General features: G+C 66.6%; 22 protein-coding genes and 1 riboswitch. Of the genes, 8 read left to right on the forward strand and 14 right to left on the reverse strand.

The genetic code is table 11. From position 1 onward, the window contains the following. Positions 1–127: 127 nt before the first annotated feature. The 4 genes from AC1DBX_RS09150 to AC1DBX_RS09165 all read right to left on the reverse strand — a co-directional run bounded on the left by AC1DBX_RS09150 (position 128) and on the right by AC1DBX_RS09165 (position 2,538). Entirely contained in the window at positions 128–514 is a 387-nt protein-coding gene (locus AC1DBX_RS09150) for a DMT family transporter (protein ID WP_476849797.1), read from the reverse strand. A 20-nt stretch (positions 515–534) separates the two neighbouring features. After that, on the reverse strand, positions 535–858 hold the full coding sequence (locus tag AC1DBX_RS09155; protein ID WP_028275448.1) for a DMT family transporter: 324 nt from the start codon (positions 856–858) through the stop codon (positions 535–537). A 9-nt stretch (positions 859–867) separates the two neighbouring features. Continuing rightward, positions 868–934: riboswitch (guanidine-III (ykkC-III) riboswitch) on the reverse strand. 22 nt (positions 935–956) lie between these two features. After that, positions 957–1,718, reverse strand: coding sequence for a cache domain-containing protein (locus AC1DBX_RS09160; protein ID WP_476860209.1), 762 nt, complete (start codon positions 1,716–1,718; stop codon positions 957–959). A gap of 79 nt (positions 1,719–1,797) precedes the next feature. Then, positions 1,798–2,538, reverse strand: coding sequence for a FadR/GntR family transcriptional regulator (locus AC1DBX_RS09165; RefSeq protein ID WP_230009582.1), 741 nt, complete (start codon positions 2,536–2,538; stop codon positions 1,798–1,800). A gap of 237 nt (positions 2,539–2,775) precedes the next feature. Between AC1DBX_RS09165 and AC1DBX_RS09170 the strand changes: the two genes are divergently transcribed. The 4 genes from AC1DBX_RS09170 to AC1DBX_RS09185 all read left to right on the forward strand — a co-directional run bounded on the left by AC1DBX_RS09170 (position 2,776) and on the right by AC1DBX_RS09185 (position 6,952). Further along, positions 2,776–3,852 carry an ABC transporter ATP-binding protein gene (locus AC1DBX_RS09170; RefSeq protein WP_476873662.1) on the forward strand — a complete coding sequence of 359 codons (1,077 nt, stop codon included), beginning with the start codon at positions 2,776–2,778 and terminating at the stop codon, positions 3,850–3,852. 88 nt (positions 3,853–3,940) lie between these two features. Continuing rightward, the gene (locus tag AC1DBX_RS09175; RefSeq protein WP_476931588.1) at positions 3,941–5,128 is read left to right on the forward strand and encodes an ABC transporter substrate-binding protein; all 1,188 of its coding nucleotides are present in this window, start codon (positions 3,941–3,943) and stop codon (positions 5,126–5,128) included. A 68-nt stretch (positions 5,129–5,196) separates the two neighbouring features. Continuing rightward, positions 5,197–6,126, forward strand: a complete 930-nt coding sequence (locus AC1DBX_RS09180; protein ID WP_223917155.1) for an ABC transporter permease — start codon at positions 5,197–5,199, stop codon at positions 6,124–6,126. A gap of 13 nt (positions 6,127–6,139) precedes the next feature. Beyond that, positions 6,140–6,952, forward strand: coding sequence for an ABC transporter permease (locus AC1DBX_RS09185; protein WP_476849794.1), 813 nt, complete (start codon positions 6,140–6,142; stop codon positions 6,950–6,952). A 10-nt stretch (positions 6,953–6,962) separates the two neighbouring features. On the opposite strand, the gene AC1DBX_RS09190 is transcribed toward AC1DBX_RS09185, so the two are convergent. After that, complete coding sequence (locus AC1DBX_RS09190; RefSeq protein ID WP_476849793.1) at positions 6,963–7,613, reverse strand: HutD/Ves family protein; 651 nt, start codon at positions 7,611–7,613, stop codon at positions 6,963–6,965. Positions 7,614–7,767: 154 nt separating this feature from the next. On the opposite strand from AC1DBX_RS09190, the gene AC1DBX_RS09195 reads away from it, so the two are divergent. Then, complete coding sequence (locus AC1DBX_RS09195) at positions 7,768–8,370, forward strand: phosphoribosylanthranilate isomerase (protein WP_476931589.1); 603 nt, start codon at positions 7,768–7,770, stop codon at positions 8,368–8,370. A 31-nt stretch (positions 8,371–8,401) separates the two neighbouring features. Here the strand turns inward: AC1DBX_RS09195 and AC1DBX_RS09200 are convergent, their stop codons facing one another. The 8 genes from AC1DBX_RS09200 to AC1DBX_RS09235 form a co-directional block, all read right to left on the reverse strand. Next, positions 8,402–9,115, reverse strand: a complete 714-nt coding sequence (locus AC1DBX_RS09200; protein ID WP_476931590.1) for a hypothetical protein — start codon at positions 9,113–9,115, stop codon at positions 8,402–8,404. A gap of 98 nt (positions 9,116–9,213) precedes the next feature. After that, positions 9,214–9,393 (reverse strand): hypothetical protein, encoded by a 180-nt coding sequence (locus AC1DBX_RS09205; RefSeq protein ID WP_026538140.1) that lies wholly within the window; start codon positions 9,391–9,393, stop codon positions 9,214–9,216. Then, the gene (locus AC1DBX_RS09210) at positions 9,390–9,767 is read right to left on the reverse strand and encodes a hypothetical protein (RefSeq protein WP_476931591.1); all 378 of its coding nucleotides are present in this window, start codon (positions 9,765–9,767) and stop codon (positions 9,390–9,392) included. The genes AC1DBX_RS09205 and AC1DBX_RS09210 overlap by 4 nt, the downstream gene beginning before the upstream one ends. Next, positions 9,757–11,640: a hypothetical protein gene (locus AC1DBX_RS09215; protein WP_476931592.1), complete on the reverse strand. Its 1,884-nt coding sequence runs from the start codon at positions 11,638–11,640 to the stop codon at positions 9,757–9,759. Before AC1DBX_RS09215 ends, AC1DBX_RS09210 begins: the two co-directional genes overlap by 11 nt. An 8-nt stretch (positions 11,641–11,648) precedes the next feature. Further along, on the reverse strand, positions 11,649–13,742 hold the full coding sequence (locus tag AC1DBX_RS09220; RefSeq protein WP_476931593.1) for a glycosyltransferase: 2,094 nt from the start codon (positions 13,740–13,742) through the stop codon (positions 11,649–11,651). 11 nt (positions 13,743–13,753) lie between these two features. Further along, a complete protein-coding gene (locus tag AC1DBX_RS09225; protein WP_223917141.1) occupies positions 13,754–14,854 on the reverse strand; it encodes a hypothetical protein in 1,101 nt (366 codons plus the stop codon). 93 nt (positions 14,855–14,947) lie between these two features. Next, the gene (locus AC1DBX_RS09230; RefSeq protein ID WP_476931594.1) at positions 14,948–15,946 is read right to left on the reverse strand and encodes a glycosyltransferase family 2 protein; all 999 of its coding nucleotides are present in this window, start codon (positions 15,944–15,946) and stop codon (positions 14,948–14,950) included. A gap of 1 nt (position 15,947) precedes the next feature. Then, positions 15,948–16,799 carry a glycosyltransferase family 2 protein gene (locus AC1DBX_RS09235; protein WP_243180637.1) on the reverse strand — a complete coding sequence of 284 codons (852 nt, stop codon included), beginning with the start codon at positions 16,797–16,799 and terminating at the stop codon, positions 15,948–15,950. Between the two features lie 301 nt (positions 16,800–17,100). Between AC1DBX_RS09235 and AC1DBX_RS09240 the strand changes: the two genes are divergently transcribed. After that, positions 17,101–18,111 carry a glycoside hydrolase family 16 protein gene (locus tag AC1DBX_RS09240; RefSeq protein ID WP_476887131.1) on the forward strand — a complete coding sequence of 337 codons (1,011 nt, stop codon included), beginning with the start codon at positions 17,101–17,103 and terminating at the stop codon, positions 18,109–18,111. Positions 18,112–18,188: 77 nt separating this feature from the next. Here AC1DBX_RS09240 and AC1DBX_RS09245 read toward each other — a convergent pair whose 3' ends face one another. Beyond that, positions 18,189–19,238, reverse strand: coding sequence for a metallophosphoesterase (locus tag AC1DBX_RS09245; protein ID WP_476856988.1), 1,050 nt, complete (start codon positions 19,236–19,238; stop codon positions 18,189–18,191). Positions 19,239–19,634: 396 nt separating this feature from the next. Between AC1DBX_RS09245 and AC1DBX_RS09250 the strand changes: the two genes are divergently transcribed. Further along, positions 19,635–20,186, forward strand: a complete 552-nt coding sequence (locus AC1DBX_RS09250) for a YceI family protein (protein ID WP_028275465.1) — start codon at positions 19,635–19,637, stop codon at positions 20,184–20,186. A 142-nt stretch (positions 20,187–20,328) separates the two neighbouring features. Further along, positions 20,329–20,742 carry a YccF domain-containing protein gene (locus tag AC1DBX_RS09255; protein WP_476856986.1) on the forward strand — a complete coding sequence of 138 codons (414 nt, stop codon included), beginning with the start codon at positions 20,329–20,331 and terminating at the stop codon, positions 20,740–20,742. The last annotated feature ends 49 nt before the right edge of the window (positions 20,743–20,791 follow it).

Here is a 20,791-nt window from a genome sequence, read left to right on the forward strand (position 1 = left end):
GGGATGCGCGCGGCTATTCCGGCAGCTATTCCGGCCCTGCTATCGGCCGGCAGACGATTCTCCCCACCTTTGACCGTTGCGCGGACGGCACGACGGCGCGCCGCAGGGGACACGCCGTCGTACTGCCCTAAACGTGGGGAATTTCCGCAGGGGAGGCCGGCCGGACAGCGCCTTGTGCCGGTTCCTCTGAGTCCGCCGTTGGCGGGAGGAGCTTCAGGCCCGCCGCGCAGCCGACGATTCCGGCGATGAACAGCAGCTTGAGCGGACTGGCCGGTTCGACGCCGGTGGCCATCGCCCAGCCGACCGTCAGTGCAGCGCCGATCCCCACCCAGATGGCGTAGGCGGTGCCGAGCGGAATGCGCTTCACGGCCAAGCCGAGCCCCACCATGCTGAGGGTGGCCGTCACGGCGAACACGAGGGTCGGCAACGGGCGGGAGAACCCGTCGGACAGGCCCAGTGCCGTGGCCCAGACCGCCTCCAGCACAGCGGAAGCGAGCAGAATCACCCATGACATTGCAGCTGGTTTCATCATGGTCACGCCACCAGCTTCAGGCCGGCGACGCTCGCGGCAATCCCGCCAAGAAGCAGGATCCGTGCCGCCGTCGGGCGCTCAACCTTGGCGGCTATCGCGTAGCCGGACGTCAGGACGACGCCGACCCCCACCCACACGGCGTAGGCCGTTCCGGTAGGGATGGACTGCATGGCGACGGCGAGCCCGCCGGTGCTGGCGAGGACGGAAACGAGGAAAACGAGGGCCGGGACCAGCCGGCGGCGGCCCCTGGCCTGGGCGGTCCGGTGCAGGGCGGCGGCCCAAACGGCCTCCAGCGCCCCGGAAAGAATGAGTATTAGCCACGACATGACAGCTCCTCTGGCCAGTCTTGTCGCGTGCCGGGTACTGAACCGTCGTCCGGAGGCCTGGAAGAGGGGCCTTGGCCTCCAAGTCTAGCAAATCGGCATCAGAGCCCGACGGCGTCGCTGCAAAGAGTGAACGTGCGCCCCACGGGGTACTGCGCGCACGGCTCGTTCGGCGCGGTAAGGTCGCCGGCGTCGATATCGTATGCCGCCGACACGATGGCCCGGCCGTCGGCATTGGCCAGGGTGGCCCGGCCGCCGATCCGCCGCAGCGCCGCCATGGCTCCGCGTTCCAGGCGCTGAACTGTCACGTCGATGCCCACGATTCCCGCGACCGGGCCGTCCGGGCGGGTAAACACCGGGTGCGTGAAGGTCAGGACGTACTCGTCGGTGCAGAGGAAATCCACGTAGGGCCCGGTGACGTGGGCCCGTCCTGTTTCCACGGGGATCCGGAACCACTCGGCCTTGACGTAGCGGCTGATGGAGTTGGGACTGAAGTTGGCCAGCGCGTCGACGTGCTCCAGATCCGGGCCCTGCCACCAGGCGATGTAGCTGCGCCCGGGCCCGAGCAACCCGGCGTTGGCGATGAACCCCGCTCCGGCCGCGTAGCCGCCGGGCAGCTGCACCAGTTCCTCGACCACCGGACGGATGAGCTTGTCCACGGCCGTGCCGGTGACTTTGCCGGACATGGCGGCCAGGGCGGCCCCGGTGTCAGCGGCCCACTCCGTCAGGCAGTGCTCGATGCCGGCGATGGTGGCGTCGAGTTCGGCTGCGGCCAGCTGGGCCGCCTTCTCAACAGCGCCGGGTTCGGCCGGCGCTGCCATGGACGCTGCGGTGGGGCCTGCGGTGGAGGTGGTTTCGGACATCGGTGCTGCCTTAGCTCGAAGGTGCCGGACATTTGCGGTCAAAGATGGCCACGATCGTGGCTCCGGGATGCGGGTGCGGTCAATAGCTCTTGGCCTGCTCGGTCAGCAGCCAGTCGGTGGTGGCGGAGATGAGGGCCTTGACCCCCGTTTCGGCGGCCCCGGGGTCGTGGGTCTCGATGGCGGCCGCCACGTCCCCGAGGATCACGGCGGTGCGTCCGCGGTAGCCGGTGTCGGCGCAGGGCAGCAGCGTGAGGGTGCCGAGATCTGCCTGCAGCCGGATGAGCTCCCGGGCAAGCCGGGCCGAGCGGGCAATGGCCGCGACTTCCAGCAGGAACTCCGAGAGGGCCAGACGCCAGCTCAGGGAGTCATCGTCCGCTGCGGGGATGAATGAGCGCAGCGTGGCGATGTCGGCGGCGTCGGAGCGGCGGGCCGCCACGCCCGCGCAGGCCGCGGCGATCGCCTGGTAATGCAGCGCGAGGTCCCTGATCTGCAGCCGGCTCAGCTCATGCAGTTGCGCCAGGGCCCGTTCCCGGGAGGGCAGCACGTCGTCGGCGATGAAGCTTCCGCCGCTGCGGCCGCGCGCGGTCCGGATGATTCCCGAGGCGCGCAGCTGGGAGAGAGCCTCCCGTGCCGTTACCGCGGACACTCCGAGGGCCGCGGCCAGCTCGGTTTCGTTCGGCAGCCGCTGGCCGCTGGTGAGCAGCCCGGTCTCCACGGCCTGTTCGATCCGGCCGCACACTTCATCCACAAGCCCGCGTGATTTGATCGGCGTGAACACCGCCGCCAGGCTCCGGGAGGCGCCCGTGGGCGACAACACCATTCGGGCCTCCCTTCCCTCCGGCGGTATCCGCCGCGCCCCGGCCGTGCATCCCTGCGGCTTCTGCGGTGCCGCCGCGCGCCGCCCGGGCTGATGACATCCTAATCCGGGCTTTGCCGGAGGGTCTATACACAAAACCTATGGAGTAATAGCATTTGGCCCAGCAGCCCAGTGTGGACTGGATCACATTCGGTTGCGTGGTTCCTGTGGACGATCCGGCAACGGAGTAAGGCGCACCCCATGACCGAAACACTGGCCGCCGGCACCTCGACCGGAAAGGAAGAGGTTCCGGCGATCCGTCTGCGTAAGCTCACCAAGGTCTTCGGGGACACCGTCGCGGTAAATGGCGTGGACCTGGACATCCGCCACGGGGAATTCTTCTCTATGCTTGGCCCGTCCGGCTCCGGCAAGACGACGGTCCTGCGCCTGATCGCCGGCTTCGAGCTGCCGACGTCCGGGAGTATCGAACTTGAGGGCAAGGACGTCACGGCCATGGCGCCCTTCCAGCGGGACGTCAACACCGTATTTCAGGACTACGCGCTGTTCCCGCACATGTCCCTGGTGGACAACGTCGCCTATGGGCTGCGGGTGCGCGGCATGCCCGGGAAGCAGCGGCGGGAGCGGGCCAGGGAAGCCTTGGACCGCGTCCAGCTCGGGAAGTTCCTCGGCCGCAAACCCGCCCAGCTCTCCGGCGGCCAGCGGCAGCGCGTTGCCCTGGCCCGCGCGCTGGTGGTCGAGCCCAAGGTCCTCCTCCTGGACGAGCCGCTCGGTGCCCTGGACCTCAAGCTCCGGCAGCAGATGCAGGTCGAACTCAAGGAACTGCAGCGCTCGCTGGGTATCACCTTCATCTTCGTCACCCACGACCAGGAGGAGGCCCTGACCATGAGCGACAGGATCGGCGTGTTCAACAACGGAGGCATCGAACAGATCGGCACCGCGCACGAAATCTACGAGCGCCCGGGCGGCATCTTCGTGGCCAACTTCGTCGGCACCTCCAACATTTTCGACGCCGGCCAGGCCCAGGCGATCTATGGCCGGCCGGAGCCGCTGTGCATCCGTCCCGAGCGGCTGCGCGTCGCCTGGGCCGGCGAACCGGAGCGCCGTTCCGGCACCACCTCCCGGCCCGGGACAGTGACGTCGTTCGTTTACGTCGGGCACGCTACCCAGGTGCGGGTGCAGCTCGACGGCGGACCCGCCGTCGTCGCGCTCGTTCCGGAAAAGCTGCCCGGCAGCGACACCGATCTGGTAAACGGGCCCGTCACAGTCAGCTGGGACGACGACGCCGTCGTTTGGCTTCCGGTCCCCGGCACTACCTGACGCCGGGCCATGCCGGGCGGGGTTGCCGTCCGTGCCGCGGCGCAGCGTTCCAGTCCAGAGTTTTTCTCCACAGCGAAAGGTACGGATCATGGCACCAAGAACTAAGGCCTCCCTCGTAGTCGGGGTGGTTGCGGCCGCAGCCTTCGCGCTGTCGGCCTGCGGAACCAGCGGCGGATCGGGTTCTGCACAGTCGGCGCAGCCGGTCAAAACCGAGATCGGCACCGGTGAAGGCCAGGTGTCCATCCTCGGATGGCCCGGCTACGTCGAGGATGGCAGCAACGACCCGGCCGTCGACTGGGTGCATCCGTTCGAACAGGAAACCCAGTGCAAGGTCAGCTTCAAGCCGTTCGGCACCTCGGACGAGGCCGTGACGCTCATGCGCACGGGACAGTACGACGTTATCTCGGCCTCCGGGGATGCGTCGCTGCGCCTGATCGCCGGCCAGGACGTGCAACCGGTCAACATGAGCCTGCTGAAGAACTACCCGGACATCTACCCGTTCCTGAAGGACAAAGCCTGGAACACCGTCAACGGCGTCAACTACGGAATGCCCCACGGCTGGGGCGCCAACCTGCTGATGTACTCCACGGACAAGGTCGCCCCGGCGCCCGCCTCCTGGAGCGCTGTGTTTGACGACGCCGCCAAGAACACCGGCAAGGTCACGGCCTACGACTCGCCCATCTACATCGCCGATGCCGCCATGTACCTCATGGCCCATAAGCCGGACCTCGGCATCAAGAACCCCTATGCCCTCGACAAGGACCAGCTGGCCGCGGCCGTCGACCTGCTCAAGCAGCAGCGCACGCACATCGGCGAGTACTGGAGCGACGTCGTCAAGGAGGTCCAGGCGTTTACGTCCGGGAGCACCGTGGTTGGCACCACCTGGCAGGTGGGGGCCAACATCGCGACGGCAGACGGCGCCAAGGTCGCAACCCTGGTCCCGGACGAGGGCGCCACCGGCTGGTCGGACACCTGGATGATCGGCTCCAAGACCAAGAACCCGAACTGCGCCTACAAGTGGCTCGACTACATCGCCAGCCCCAAGCCGAACGCCCAGGTGGCGGAGTACTTTGGCGAATCGCCGGCCAACGCGAAAGCCTGCGAGCTGACCAAGGATCCCAACCACTGCCAGACGTACCATTCAGGTGATGCGGCCTACGCCGACAGGATCTGGTTCTGGACCACACCGGTGGCCGAGTGCATCGATGGCCGCAAGGACGTCAAGTGCACCGACTATTCGGAATGGACCAAGGCCTGGACGGAAATCAAGGGCTGATTCCGGCTCCGCCGCACCAAACCCTTACGAACGAGCCGGCCCCGGGGGCCGGCAGAGATTAAGGCGAGATGGCACTTCATACGCAACAGCTGCCGCCCGGGGCGCCCGGTGATGCCGGGGCCGTGCCACGGGCGAAAACCAACGCCTTTTCGGCGTTGCTGCACCGCTCGCCCCGGCTGAGGCTGGCGGCCCTGCTCACCGCCCCGGCGGGCTGGCTGGTGCTGGTGTACATCGCCGCTTTGGCGGCACTGCTCATCACCGCGTTCTGGACCGTGGATACCTTCACCGGGGAGGTGTCCACGGTCTGGACCACGGAAAACATCGTCACGGTCCTGACCGATCCGGTGTATCAGCGGATCACCCTGCGGACATTGTGGATCGCCGTGGCGGTCACCGTGATTGACATGATCCTGGCACTGCCCATCGCGTTCTTCATCGCCAAGGTCGCTCCCGCCCGCTGGGAGAAACTGCTCGTTGTGGCCGTGCTGATGCCGCTGTGGGCAAGTTACCTGGTCAAGGCCTACGCCTGGCGGAATGTCCTGTCCGAGGGTGGGCTGCTGGAGTGGCTGGGGACCCCGATCGGCCTGTCCTCGCCGGGCTACGGCGAAACCGCCGTCATCCTGACCCTGTCCTACATCTGGCTGCCGTACATGATCCTGCCGATCTACGCGGGCTTTGACCGGGTGCCCGACTCCCTGCTGGAGGCCTCCGGGGACCTGGGCGCGAAGCCGCTCACCACCATGCGCCTGGTCATGCTTCCGCTGCTGGTCCCCTCCATCATCGCGGGCACGATCTTCACGTTCTCCCTGTCGCTGGGCGACTACATCACTGCGCAGATCGTCGGCGGGACCACCCAGATGCTGGGCACCGTGATTTACGCCAACGTCGGAGCGGCCAACAATCTGCCGTTCGCCGCCGCGGTATCGCTGGTGCCGATCGCCATCATCATGTTCTACCTTTTCGTCGTCCGCCGCACCGGCGCCCTGAACAGCCTGTAGTGCGAGGAGCATCATGAGACTTTCCCGTAGCGCCAAGGTGGTCCTGGGCATTGTCACGGCGCTGGTGTTTTTGTTCATCTACACACCGCTGCTGCTGGTGGTGGTGAACTCGTTCAACGCAGACCGGACTTTCGGCTGGCCGCCCAAGGGCTTCACGCTGGAATGGTGGGGCAAGGCCTTTGACTCGCCCGGCGTCAGGGAGGCCGTCGTGTCCTCCCTGTGGGTGGCAGTCGTATCGACCATCATTTCGCTGGTGCTGGGGACGCTGCTGGCGATCTCATTGCAGCGCTATGAGTTCTTCGGCCGTGACGTCATCAACCTCCTGGTCATCCTGCCCATCGCGTTGCCCGGGGTTGTCACGGGCATCGCGCTGAACAACATGTTCACCACGATCCTGGGCGTCCCGCTGAGCCTGTGGACGGTGGTGATCGCCCACGCCACGTTCTGCATGGTGACGGTGTTCAATAACGCCATTGCTCGGCTCCGCCGCACCAGCGCCGGCCTCGAGGAAGCCTCCGCCGACCTCGGCGCCGGTGTTTTCACCACATTTGGCTTGGTGACCTTCCCGCAGCTCCGCTCCGCCCTGCTGGCCGGCGGCCTGCTGGCCTTCGCGCTGAGCTTCGACGAGATCATCGTTACCACGTTCACGATCGGGGCCGGCGAGACCACGCTGCCGATCTGGATCCTGCAGAACCTCTTCCGTCCGAACCAGGCGCCAGTGGTCAATGTCGTGGCGGTCGTGCTGATCGTGGTCTCGATCGTCCCGATCTGGCTCGCGCAGCGGCTGTCGGGGGACTCGGTGCGTGTCGGCGGCGCCCGGGTGTAGGCGGACAGCGCTATACGGTGCCGGGTTCCGCAGGATCGATCGAGATGACAGCCAGGAATCCGCGGCCCACGATTTCCGGTGTCGCGGTATCGGCGCCGAGGACGGCGTCGTAACGGTTCAGTTCGAGTCGCTCCGGCTCGGGGGCGACGGCGGCCGGCCCGGTGGGAGTGCCGCCTGCAGTCCCGGGGCTGACGGTCCCCTGCCCCTGCAGGAGGATGCCGAGTTGGCCTGCGAACACCGGATGGGCACGCTTCTTGGACAGCTCGACGATCGAGGTGTAGCCCTTGAAGGCGCCGTTGCGGGTGATGACGTTCAGATCCCGGATGTCGCCGGTGGGCAGTGCCCCCGCCGAGTCCGCGTCGCCGGAGAACCGGAACGGCCGGTACTTCTCCAGCGGATGTTCGGCCCCGTCCACGCTCAGCAGCAGCAAGTCGCCGTCAATCACTGTCAGTACACGGTCCATCCCGGCGTACGCGGAGAAGGGGCCCGCCTTGGAGACTTCGGCAATGCTGACGCGCCAGTCCCAGGCGTTGTCCTGCCCTGTATCTTGCGGGGCGGTCCGCAGGGACGGGGTCCTTGGATGGCGCGCCACTTCGCGCGTCACCCCGCCGCCGTTGCGCCAGGGGTGGGCTTTGAGCTCGGCATAGCGGATGATCTCCATGGCCTCAGCCTATCGGCCCGTTTCCGGGGACGGCGCTCGCGCCGACGCGCCGGGACGCCGGCGGGGACTGCGCACGCCCGTGCCGACGCAAAGTCGGCGGCCGGGGCCCGGCCTTGCTAACGTCGGAGGCAGGAAGCGCCCAGAAGGAGCCCGAATGTTTGTCAAAGTGTGCGGCCTGAGCACCCCGGATGCGGTCCGCGTCGCGGCAGGCGCCGGCGCGGACGCCGTCGGCTTCGTCCTGACCCGCAGCCCCCGGGAGGTCACGCCGGAACAGGTCAGGAACCTCCTCGCCCACGTCCCGGACGGGGTGCCCGCGGTGGGGGTGTTCCGGCACGAACCGGCCGCCGACGCCGTCGCCCTCGCCCGTGAGGCTGGCCTGGTCTGGGTCCAGCTCCACGGGGACCGCTCACCCGCTGACGTCCGGACAGTGCACGACGCCGGGATGAAACTGATCAGGGCCGTCACCATGGCCGCCGCCGCGGAGGCGCTCGATGACTGGGGCGAGGATTTGCTCCTGATCGACGCCGCCGTGCCAGGCTCAGGCGAGGCCTGGGACTACGGTTCGGTCCGGGCCAAGGCCCTGACCGGACGCAAGTGGCTGCTCGCCGGCGGTCTCGATCCCGCCAACGTGGCCCGGGCAGCGGCGGAGGCCGGGGCGTGGGGTGTCGATGTGTCCTCCGGCGTCGAGTCGGCGCGCGGCATCAAGGACTTGGCCAAGATCGGGGATTTCGTGCGGGCGGCCAAGGCGCCTGAATGAGGCTGGACCGCCCGCGGACCATCTGAGGGGGCTAGGAGCGTTTGATGATCACGTCATCGATGTATTCGTCGCCCTTTTGCCGGTTGTGCTCCGCCCCGAGCTGAACCTTGCTCAAGGTGCTGCCGAGCATGCTGACGCTCGAGCTGCTGTACTTCTGCACGCCGTCGAACCACACCTGGATTGTTGACTTGCTGCCGTTGGCGGTCACCCGCATGGACACATGGTGCCAGGCGCTCAGGGAGATGCTGCTGGAGATCAGCTTCGTGTAGACAAAGCTGCCACTCGGTGACGTGACCCGGAGCCACAACTGCCCGTTGCTGTTGTAGCGGTAGATGTCCGCGACACGGGTGGATCCGGAGAAGAAACGGAAGTATGGGACGTCATTGCCGGAAACGCCGGCAACAGTGATATTGAACCAGCCGTCTGCGTACGAGGTCTTGGTCCCCGAGGAAAACGTCGGGGAGGAGAGGTTTGCGAGCGAGCCGGAATCGGTGGTCACGTGCAGCTTGGCCGCCTGCGTCCCGGTATGCGGCCGTGAGCTGGATATCGTTGCGGTGCCGGTGCCGGACACCTTGGGGACGAGGGTGCAAAACCCGCCCTTCTCGAAACTGGTGGCGACTACAGCGGTGCCCGGATAGGAATTTGTCGGGATGGTACCGCAGACTGGGTCCGTTGCGGCCGTAGCCGCCGGGGCGGAACCGAAGACGAGGGAACCGGCTACGAGCATTCCGAGCGTCCCAACCATGCTGAGTGTTCTAAGTTTTCTCATTGAAATTACTTTCCGTGATTGGTTCGACTTGTTGGTGTCCGCCCGGTGCCGCGGCACCGGGCGGACGGTTTCTGTCATGCCAGCTGCGCCAGATGCACCAATTGCATGACCACCGCGACGCCGACTATGGCCAGCAGGGCTGCCGTGGTGATCACCACGGCGCGCGGGAGTGCCTTGTCCGGCTGCAACACGCGAAGCACATCGCAGCTCACGAGGGCCGTCATGGTGGCCAGTCCCGTCAGGAAGATGATCATTTCGCACGCACCAGGGCACGCTTTGGCCGATTGAGCTCAATGCCCAGGAATACGAGGGTCAGGGCCGACAGTAGGCAGACAGCCGCCGGCGGTGACCAGAGACGTGCGTAGATCATCGCCGTCGCCACGAGGGTGGACATCGCGAGGCTGAAGGCGATTGCGATGGCGATGCTCAGGGGAAGCGCGCCAGTGGCCTGGGCCGAGCGCGGGGGGTCGAAGCGGAGGAGCAGCACCAGCGCCGTTCCAGGCCCGGCCAGCATCAGCAGGCCTATCACCGCCAGGCGCAGGCCCTCGGGGCCGACAAACGAGAGCGGTATGGCTGCTACGGCGACGGCTGCCGTCGCATAGCTCACGTAGCTGCGTTCAGTTGCCATTGCTAACTCCTTCGATGTGAAAAATCACGCCGCCTGCGTTTTCAAAAACCTTTGTCCAGCCCGGACTCGTGGCGCATGTGGCGGTAAAACGTTGAAGGTCGCCGGTGGGAGTCGAACCGCGAAGTTCGGCTGCCTCCTGCTGGCTTTCGGTAACGATGAGGTACGCGCCCGCTTTGTGGGCGATCTGGTTGGCCGCGTCACAGCTGAGCGGCGCGGCGTTGGGAATGGGCTCGGCAGCAACGAGCGCCCGGTAGTCGTAGTCCGCGTAGTGCTGGTATCTCCACGGGGTGTTGCGAACTGCCTCAATGAGGACGGAACCGGTGGGCGCTGTCGCATAGAGGTGGTTCACTAAGGCGATTTCGTCGTCGTTGAAGCTTTCCATGCCGTCATTTCCGTAACGGGAGACGACAGTGGCTGTAGCGAGCACCGCGCCCATCAGCAGTAGCGCAAGGGCCCGGCGCAGGCTCAGCCCTGCGGCACTGTCTGACATCAGTGGCAGCACCGCCAGGCAGACGGCGAACGGAAGACTGAAGAGATACAGGCGCAGAAGCAGTTCACCGCCATAGGGCTGGAGGGGAATCAGGACCAGCGGCGCCAGCGCCGCGGTCGCGGCCGCCAGCCACGGTGCCTTCCGCCGGTAGCCCACTATGGCGCCGGCAACGGCGAGCACCCAGACCAGCGCAACCTCGGCCATGCGCGTGTAGACCACGAACATGTGGGCGTCGCTGCCTGAGACCCTGCTGCTCAGCGCGCCGAGGCTGTTCGCACCGATGTCACCGAGCGAGCCGAGCAGCTGGCCGAAATGCCCCTCCACGAATGTGGAAGCCGCAAAGAGCAGCCAGCCGACGGGCAGGACCACGGCCAGGACCGGCAAGAAGCGCAGCCGGAGACGTCCGGTCAGCAGGAGCGCGGCCAGGATGGGGATCGCGGCGAAGGGGCTGAGCTGGTGTGAAGCCGTCATGGCAAGCAGGATCAGCGCGCAGACCACCACGAGAATCGCCGTGTCCGCCCGGTGCGGTTCCGCGGCGCCATACCGCGGGACCGAGCTGTCCAGTTTGCTGACACTGCGGGCAAGCCACCGGGAGAAGCGGGTGCGCTCCGTGGGCCAGGCCCAACCGCCGAAGACGCTGAGCAGGCAGGCAATCAGTGTGAGCAGGAGGAGGAACGAATAGGCCTGTGGTGACAGGTAGTCCTGTCCAATCCAGCTGGCCACGTAAAAGATCCAGACAGCCGCCCAGGCCTGGCGCGGATTTGCCGTCAACCGCCGGGCCAGGGCCAGCAGTGGTGCGAGCAGGAGGATGTTGATGCCCACCGGCGCCCACGTTGCGATCCCGAAAAGATCCTTGGCGCCCGTCGCCCCGGAGAGCATTCCCAGCACGTTGAAGAATCCTGGCCAGTTGAAGTAGGCGTCCAGGGTCGGATCCAGCTGGCCCGATTGGCTAATGGTGTCCGCAATGCCCAGATGCCGGAAGCTGGCCTCGAGCCGGGGCAGGCCATGAATGATCGGGTCAGCACCGTCGAGGAGAACCACTGTGACCAGGAGCTGCCAGGTCAGAAGCGCCGGAACCAGACGGCGGAGGCTCAGCGAGGCGACAAATCCGGCGAGGCTGAGCGCGAGCGCAACGAAATAGGCCGGCGGAAGGGCATCAATCAGCCCGGCCCCGCCGATCTGAAAAGGATTGACCTGGTTCATGCTCCACACGCCGAGGGCGAGCGCGGCCGCGGCTGCCGCGGCCAGGGCACCGATGTGCCACGACGGGGTGAGTCCGAGGTTGCGGTGGGTGGGCGGCTTAGCACCGCCGACGTGCGCATGCGCCTCATGCCGGTGGGCGGTGCCCACAGGGAGGCTTGTTGCCGTTTCGTGTGTCATCATTTCTCGATTCAGGTCGGCTGGTGGCGCGCCGCTGAAGGAATCTCGCCTGCGGTGGAGGCGGGCTTCATCCGGGTCAGGGTGATCAGGCGCCAGGTGGCCATCAGGCAAGCAGCCGCTTGGGCAACGGCCCATAGGACTGAGACCCCGGTGAGGCCATATTGCTGCGCCACTGCCGCGGCGGGTGCCACGACCAGGATGGCGGCCAGAGTGGCGACTATCGTGGATTCGAAAAGCCGCCCTTGGGCCCGGCACAGCCCGTAGTAGACCTGGGTCACGCAACTCAGGAGGAGTGCCGGGACGAGTACAGGAATGAGGACCCACGCGGACGCGTAATCCGGTCCGAGGAAGCCCAGAAGCAGGGGGCCGGCCAGCAGCAGTATCAGCCCGGCCACGAGAGTCAGCATAAAGCTGGCCCGTAACGCTGAGGCGAGGAGGCCCGGCCGCGCCCGTGAACCCGCGAGGGCCGTTTGCAGGGTAAACCCGGCGGACTGCGGCACGAAGAACACTGCCGAGGCCATCATCCAGACCACATACCAGGCGGCAGTCGACGCCGGGCCCAGGGTAGCTGCAACGATGAGCGGGAGCAGGTAGCCGGGCGCGCGGTCGGCGAGCGTGAGGGCGTGGTTGGGAAGCCCCGGCTTCAGGAGATTGAGGGCCGGCCGAGGCCGGAAGCCGTGCTTCCAGTCCGGGGACACGTGGGCACGGGCGAGCTGGCGCAGCCCTACGAGGACACTGGCCAGGGCGCCGGCGGCGACGGCGCCCACAATCACCGCCAGGTCACGGAGCCCGGCGGCCAGCGCGGCGGCCAGGAAGAGGAGCTGGACGAGGGACTGTGCGAGGCTTCTGACCAGCGTGCGGTCGGCCCGTTCCTGGGCTACGCCCACGTGGTCCAGCTGGTAGGCGGTGGCGGCGAGCAGTGCCGTGGCCAGGAAAAGAATGGTGACCAGGGGGTCGGCCCAGGCCTCGCCCACGCCTGTGCCGAGCCACGAGGTGACGGCAACCAGCAGGCCAGCGCCCAGCAGGGAGCAGGTTGCCACGGTAAGCAGGCCGGTGGCGATGAGCCGCCGGCCGCCGTCAGTTTCCGCGGGCAGCAGCGTCAGCGTGGCAGGCCCGACGCCGAGCATCCCCAGCTGCACGGTCAGGAGCGCGGCTGCGACCACCGCGGACCCCAGGCCTATTTGCTCCGGCGGGAGCACGAGGGCCGCGAGTGCCCAGAACAGGAAGCCCGTCACCATGGGGGCAATCCTCGCGGCGGCCAGCCAGGCCGCGTTCCCGCCGACCGAGATCGGTTTGTGGGCCGGCCGCAGGAGCTCGCCGGCCATGGCGCGGTAGTTGTAGAGCAGGAAGCCCATCCAGTACGGCAGGAAGCGGGGTGCCCGGACCAGGGACATGCCGACCCCCCGCACGGTGGCCAGCAGTGGCAGCATCACGAGCCAGCCGGCGCGGCCCGTGTGCTTGCGGACGGTCCGGGCCATCCCGGCCCCGTCCTGGAGCCATTGGTCGCGGGCGTAGTCGAACGTGTCGTCAAACCGGTGCCTGACCACCACGGAGTCGGAGACGCCGAGCTTGAACCCGGCCTGCTCCAGCCGGATTCTCAGCTCCACATCCTCCCCGGAGCGGAAGTCGTCGTCGAACCCGACGTCGAGCAGCACGTCGCGGCGCATCAGCGTGGCGCTGACGCCAAACCACTTGCGCACCCGGCTGTGGTTGTGGTGCCAGGCCAGCGCAGCCCCCCAATAGCCGGGGCCGTCGGCTTCGCTGGCCAGCCCGAATTGCAGGCCGTCGTAGCCGCCGGCCTCGAATTCGCTCAGCAGCCGGGACAGGCTCTTCGGCGGAAGGACGACGTCGGCGTCGATCAGGGCGACAACGTCGCCGGTGGCACTGCGGGCGCCGAGCATCCGTGCGGCAGGCAGGCCGCGTCCTTCATCGGAGATGACAGTCGCCCCGCAGTCGCGGGCGATTTCGACAGTGTCATCCGTCGAGCAGCCATCGACCACGATCATTTCGTACGGGTGTTGGCTGCGGATCGACTCCAGGCACTCGCCCAGCCAGGCTGCGGCATTGCGCGCCGGAACAACAACCGACACCTTCAGATCGCTCACGTGGCCTCGCCTCACTCATCCAGTTTTGAACGAACCAGATTCGCGATGAAGTCAGAGGCCTGGTCCGCTGACCAAGCGGCGGGAAGCCGGAGCAGCCAGCAGGGAACGTCCTCCAGGGCCCGGCGCACCACGGCCGCCTTCTGGCCAAAATGCTCCTCCAGCGGGACCAGGCTGGTGGCGCCGAGGGCCTCGACAAGGCGCCGCGAGACCATGGGCAGTTCCGAATGGAAGTTGCCGACGACCCGGGAGGTCATCCACTCGGCGCTGCGTGCTTCCAGCCGCGCGTCCGCGCCGTCGAAGCGCTCGAGGAAGATGGCCAGCTGTGCCGGCGCCGCGGACGAGATCCGTTGCGCCCCGAAAACATGCTCCGGCTGCACCATGCGGTGTTCGGGGGACCAGCGCCGGGTGAATGCGGCTGTTTTCGGATAGCGGACAATGACCGGATGGACCGCCGTGGCCAGATGGGCGACAGGAGTCGTCAGCCATCCGGGGGCCAGGGGCTTGCGGGTTCCCCGGAACATGTCCGGGTAGATGGCGCGGTGGTGGGGTTTGATGAACATCGGTTTGGCGTAGCCCATGAGCATTCCGCCGGCGCCCATGAAGGCCCAGTCGTCGGCCATGAACCGCACGTCGGGCATGGCCACCAGCTTCGCCACCGTACTGGTCTTTCCAACACCTCCCCAGGCCGGCAGGAGAACCCCGGAGCCGCGGAAGTCCACCACGGCAGCATGGATCATGGCCGTCTCCTCCTGGACACACAGCCGGTCCAGCAGCGGAATCACAGAGGTCAGGAGCTCACCGGCGCCTTCGATCCGGTACCCGTCCTTTGTTTCGATGATCTGGACGCGGTCCGCCGGAATATAGAGGGACTCCCCGGTGAACCGGTAGGCATCCTCCGCGTGCGACTGGCTGGAAACCGGCGATATCTTGGCGCCGATGGTGATCCGCCGCGGCGCGGTGGAATTCCCCAGGAACGGGGCGAGCATATCCCGCAGTTGCGGTTCCCCTGGTGTGCCCGCCTCCACGTCGATGCCCACGATCCCGTGGACATCGAAGGAGGCTCCGGCAGAGGCGCCAATGGGCTGTTTCACGTCGCGCTCAGGTTGGCTCATGATCCAAGCTTTCTGGGGTCGGGTTCCTGCGGTCAGGTGGTTCCGGGTGCAGGGCCTGCACCCGGCGCTCTACGGGGAAGGGCGCAGCGCGGTTCATTTGACTTCCCGCCACGGCTCTTCCGGCGTCACAACAGCCGCTTTGACCGGCGACGGCGCCGCAGGCAGCCGGCGGCCGCGCACATAGCCGGTCGCGGTGGCCGCGAGCACGGCGATGATGGCCGCTGCCCGGCCGAGCCCGGCACGGTCCCCGCCGCCGAGCCCGCCGCGGATTCCGGCGAATACTGCACGAGGCAGGACCTGCCGGACATAGCGCCGTTCGGGACCAAGTGCCCGTTTGTGGCCGACCACCCTGCTGACCTGCGCCTTGGAAATCCCTTCGCCCCAGGAACGGGCCAGCATGTAGCGCAAGGTGCCGCGCTCGGCCGGAACGTGGTGGTGCACCAGGGCCGCGGGCTCATAGACCACCCGGGATCCGGGAGCTCCGATCACCGCGCGGATGCACAGTTCGGTCTCTTCGCAGCCCAGCGGGACGGCGTCCTGACGGCCCAGGGTTGTGTTGAAACCGCCGACCCGTTCCAGGACGCTGGCGCGGAAGGACATGTTCGCGCCAATGACGTTGCGGACTTCGGCGGCGACTTTGGGCATTCCCCGGTACGTGCAGCCGACAATCCAGTCGAGCTCGTTGGCGAAGTAGCCCGGCCGTCCGGCTTCCCAGAGCGGTTCCACCCGGCCGCCGACCGCCAGAACGTCGGGATCGTCGTACATCGCCGCGAGCCGTTCGAGCCAGTCCGGCTCGGCTTCGGCGTCGTCATCGAGGAAGGCCACGATCTCGGCCTTAGCGATGCCTGCTCCGGTGTTGCGGGCGCCCGAGAGACCCTTGGGTCCGGCGTTCTCGATAATTACGGCATCCGGGACGGTAAAGATCAGGCGCTTGTACAAGTCCACGTTGTAGTCCACGACGACGATCGTCTGCTTGGGTGGGAAGGTCTGGGTGCGGACGGAGTCCAGGGCGCCGATCAGCTGGTCCCACCGGTCCTCCGAATAGGAGCAAATGACCACGGATACTTCCGGAAGGCTGGAGTTCTCGGACATCCTATTCGCCTGCCCGTACGCCCAGGACGCTGCTGGGATCGGTGGGAACGTGCGGGAAGACCTCGTTGGGGTACTTGTACTTGACCCGACGCAGGGCCTCGGGGCGGGCGCCGGCGGTCGGGGCTTCCCAGCTCACGCGCTCGCGGGCCAGGGTGCGGAGGACCCGCCAGCCGTCCCGGAAGGTATGCAGGTTTGACTGCCCGGAGATGCGGGACAGTTCGTGGCTGGGCACCTCGGCAATGCGCAGGCCGGCCCTCGAGGCCCGCACAATCAGTTCAGTTTCGATCTCGAACCCGTCCGACTCCAGCTCCAGAATGTCAACGCATTCCCTGCGCAGGGCGATGTAGCCGTAGCAAAGGTCCGAGTAGTCGCTGTGGAGGACCGTGTTGGCGAGCCGGGTGAGCATCTTGTTTCCGCCGCTGCGCAGCCATGTGAGATCGTCTGAGCCGCCGCCCGTCACATAGCGGGAGCCTTTGACGAAGTCGTATTCGTGCTGGAGCGGAGTCACCAGCCAGCCGATCTCCTGGGGGTCCATACTGCCGTCGCCGTCGAGCATGACGATGATGTCGCCGGAGGCTGCGGCGAATCCGGCCCGCACGGCGTTTCCTTTGCCGGGGCGGGGCTCTGCCACCACCACGACGTCCAGGCGCAAGGCCCGGGCCACCTCCACTGTGCCGTCCAGGGAACGGCCGTCAACAATTACCACCTCATCCACATAGGACGGCATTCGCCGCAGCACCCACGGCAGGTTCATTGCCTCGTTCAAAGTGGGGATCACCACGCTGACCGAGGGGTTTGCCGGCGGGGGCGTCGTTTGGGGGCGCACGTTCGGCTTGAGATTCGGGATGGACACTGGCCTCACCACTCAATGACGTATTCTGCTCGTCGCAACTACAGCGCTTTCCGACTCCTCCGACCGGAAAATAGACCCAATGCTTACGCTGTTCGGTTGTCGACAACTTAGTGATATACCCCAGGGTTAAAGTTTGGTTTCGCCACCTTGCATTAACCTTGGATTAACTAGAACCTTCAACCAAATTTGAGGCAAAACTGTTGATGGGCGGTTGCCTCCATGCGACACTGGCCGGATGCGGACACCCGTTTATTGGGGGCGCGTGCCGGCAGGACGCCGGCGTCTCCTGACCTGCAGGACCATGGCGGTTCCCGCCATGGTCCTGGTCATGGCCCTGGCGGCGTGCGGCACGGATGCCGCTCCACAGGGCGAGCGGCCGCTGTTCACGTCCATTTCGGCGTCGCCGGCGGCTCCGCCGACCGACGCCGGAACAGGAGGGGCACAGCCCGGGCTCCAGTCGGTGGCGCCGACCGAGCCGCCGGCAGGTGGCACCGCGACTGCCGCCCCTGCGACTGGGGGCGCGCCGGCGTCCCGGCCTGCCCGGACATCGGCACCGCCTCCGGACCGGACCACTGACACGGCTATGTCGGGGGATCTGCCCGGATGGAGGAACGTCTTTGTGGAGGACTTCTCCGGCGGTGACGTCCCCCTGGGCTCCTTTCCCGGGCCGCTTTACCGGGACCGGTGGAGTGCCGGATACAAAGACGGAACACCGGATACGGACGGGCAGGTCAGCGGCGGAAAATCGGGCTACTATCCCTCGAAAGTCCTGAGCGTCAAAAACGGCGTTCTGGACTGGTTCATGCATTCGGAAAACGGTGTCTTCATGGGTGCCGCGCCCACGCCCAAATTTCCGAATGCCAGCAAGAATCCCCCGAGGGCCAACAGCATGCTGTACGGCCGCTACTCAGTCCGGTACAGGGGGGATGCCATGCCTGGCTTCAAGACGGCGTGGCTCCTGTGGCCGGATAGTGGCATCTGGCCGCGGGACGGGGAGATAGATTTCCCCGAAGGCGACCTCGGAGCAATCCTGACGGCAGCTGCCCATTTCATGTCCTTGGATCCAAAGCGCTTTGAACAGTTCTTTTCCAATAAAGTTTCCACAGACTGGCATGTTGCCACGACAGAGTGGACCCCCGGTCGCGTTGAGTTCTTCATTGACGGACGATCCATCGGCGCGAGCACAACGGACGTGCCCTCGACGCCCATGCATTTCATCCTGCAGACCGAATCCTGCCTGCCTCTGTGTCCGGCTCCGGAAACCCAGGGCCACGTCTACCTGGACTGGGTCAGCATCTGGGTGCCGGCCTGAGCCCTCTCGGGGCGCGTCCGACGGCTTACCGGCGGCCTACCCGCCGCCGCACACCTGAGCCCTAATGCCGCAGCAGATTACCGGCGGAGGGTGAAGGAGTCCGAGAAGCTGTAGCCGTCGGCGGGAATGAACCGGGCGGCAAGTTCATCCGCCGTCGCCATGACGTCCAGGGTCCCAAAGGCCGGGTCCTGGTTCTTTCCGGATGTGCTGGCGAAGTAGCGCATCTCCGGGTCCTCGGATCGGACGTTGTAGAGTCCGACGCCGCCAACGCCGACGGTGGCGAACACGGTCCCCGAGCCCTGGGCCATGGCGTCATCGGTATCGGCCAGGCATGCGGAGGCGAAGGTCGCGGGAACGAGTTCCGCGCAGCCTCCGCCCGTGGCCAGTTGATGCGTCCGCTGATAGACGTGGTCGTGGCCGGACAGGACCAGGTCCACCTGCTTTTCGATCAGCATGTTCGTAAAGTCCTGCCCCGCCTGGCAGTCGTAGTTGCCGACGCTCAGGCACGGGGTATGCATGCCCACCACCGTCCAGGGGATGTTCTGCGATTTGGCCTCGTCGATGGCGTCCGCGGTCCAGCGCCAGCGTTCGCTGTCCCTTGAGTAGTCCAGCGGCTCCCCGCCCCGGAAATCGATGCCGGGGGAAACCATGATGAAGCGGACAACCGGATTCTGCTCGGGGACATCGAGGCGCCATTGGACGCCGTATTCGCCCTGGAGGCCGGGCATCCTGTTGGGCAGGCACTGGACATACTTCTCGATGTCGCCATCCCGGCCGTCACTCTCGTGGTTTCCGGTCACCAACTGGTACGGGAAGTTCTCGCCGAGACGGGCGGTGACCATGTCGCAGAACTCCTGTTCGAGCCCGGCCTTGTATGCGAAGTCGCCCAGAGCCAGGTTCAGGTGGGGCTTGAGGCCGGCAACGGCGTCGAGCACTTTCTTGGCGCCCGAGCCTACGCCGATGTCACCCTGGGCGGTGAAATGCACGGGCTCGCCGGCCGACGGCGCGGCAGACGACGACGGCGGTGCGGTGGACGGCGATGGGGGCGACGGCGCGGGGGACGACGGCGTGCCGGGGCTCGGGCGCGGTGCGGGTTCCGGCGGCCCGGGCTGGCAGGCGGAAAGCAACAGACCCAGGCTCAGCAAGCAAGCGCCGATACCCGCCTTGCCATGTTTCCCCAGGGACCTGGCCACGATTCCTCACATCATTTGGTTGATCAGGACTGTGTAAATAGTTCTGCGAAATTCGGTGATTGGCCGGCATTTATAGGCCAGAGTAACCCGGCCGTGGAGCGAAGGCCAGAGAACGCGTCCGGCCCCGGATCGCTGGACCCGCCGTCGGAAATCCCGCCGCCGCCGCGCGACGCCGCCGCCGGGGTGGCCGCTGGCGTGTCGCGTGCCGCGTGTCCCGCGTCAGGGCCGGTGGGACCTAGCCCGGGACGGGCTTCCTCGTTAGCATGCAGAGTGGGGAATACCCCGACCGCCCCGGCGGGACAGGCCCGCCACCGCTCGAAGGAGACCGTTGTGACTCTGCCCGAAGGTTTGACCCCCGGAGTGTGGACATTGGACATGTCCCACAGCGAAATCGGTTTCAGCGTCCGCCACGCGGGCATCAGCAAGGTCCGCGGCCGGTTCAACGAGGCCTCCGCCGAGGCAAGGGTGCGCGAGTCGCTGGCGGACGCAAGCCTGCACGCCACGGTCAAGACCGCCAGCTTCGATTCGGGCGACGCCAACCGCGACGGCCACGTCCGCGGCCCGGACTTCTTCGACGTTGAGCAGTTCCCCGACATGACTTTTCGGGCCACCGGGATCCGGGGCGAGGGGGAAGACTATGTGCTGACCGGCGAGCTCACAATCCGTGGAGTCACCAAGCCGGTGGAGCTCGAAGTCGAGTACACCGGTGTGGCGGTGGACCCCTTCGGCGCCACCCGGGCCGGATTCAGTGCCGAGGCGGACATCAGCCGGAAGGAATTCGGCCTGACGTGGAACGCCGCCCTTGAAGCGGGCGGCCTGCTGGTCAGCGACAAGGTTAAGATCAACGTTGAGGCCGCCATGGTCAAACAGGCCGATACCTAAGCACCGACGAGGCGGGCCCAACCCGGACGGGCACCCGTGGACCGGGCTCGTGGAAACCTGTCCGGGGTTGGGCGCGAAAGTCAGGGATCTTTCCGGGTAAACCACTGATCCGAATGTCACTCCTACGGGCGAGAATTAATCCATGAAGACACTCCTTAACATCATCTGGCTGCTCTTCGGCGGCCTGTGGCTTGCCCTGGGATATTTCCTGGCCGGCGTCGTCTGCTGCCTGCTGATCGTCACCATTCCGTGGGGCCTGGCCTCGTTCCGCATCGCGTCCTATGCCTTGTGGCCGTTCGGCCGCATGGTGGTGGACAAGCCCGGCGGCAACGGCATATTCACCCTGGTGGGAAATGTCATCTGGCTGCTTGTGGCCGGGATCTGGATCGCGATCGCGCACGTCGTTACGGCCTTCGCCATGGCCATCACGATTATCGGCATTCCGCTGGCGATCGCCAATCTCAAGCTCATACCCATCTCGCTGATGCCGCTCGGCAAACAAATCATCCCGAGCAACACCCCGTATGTGACCGCCTACAGCCCCGGCCGGCGCTAGGCGGCGGCAGCGCAGCCAGCAGGCCGGGGGCACTTCGCCTGTCAGTTCA

The organism is Arthrobacter sp. 10N44_2 (assembly GCF_056394385.1).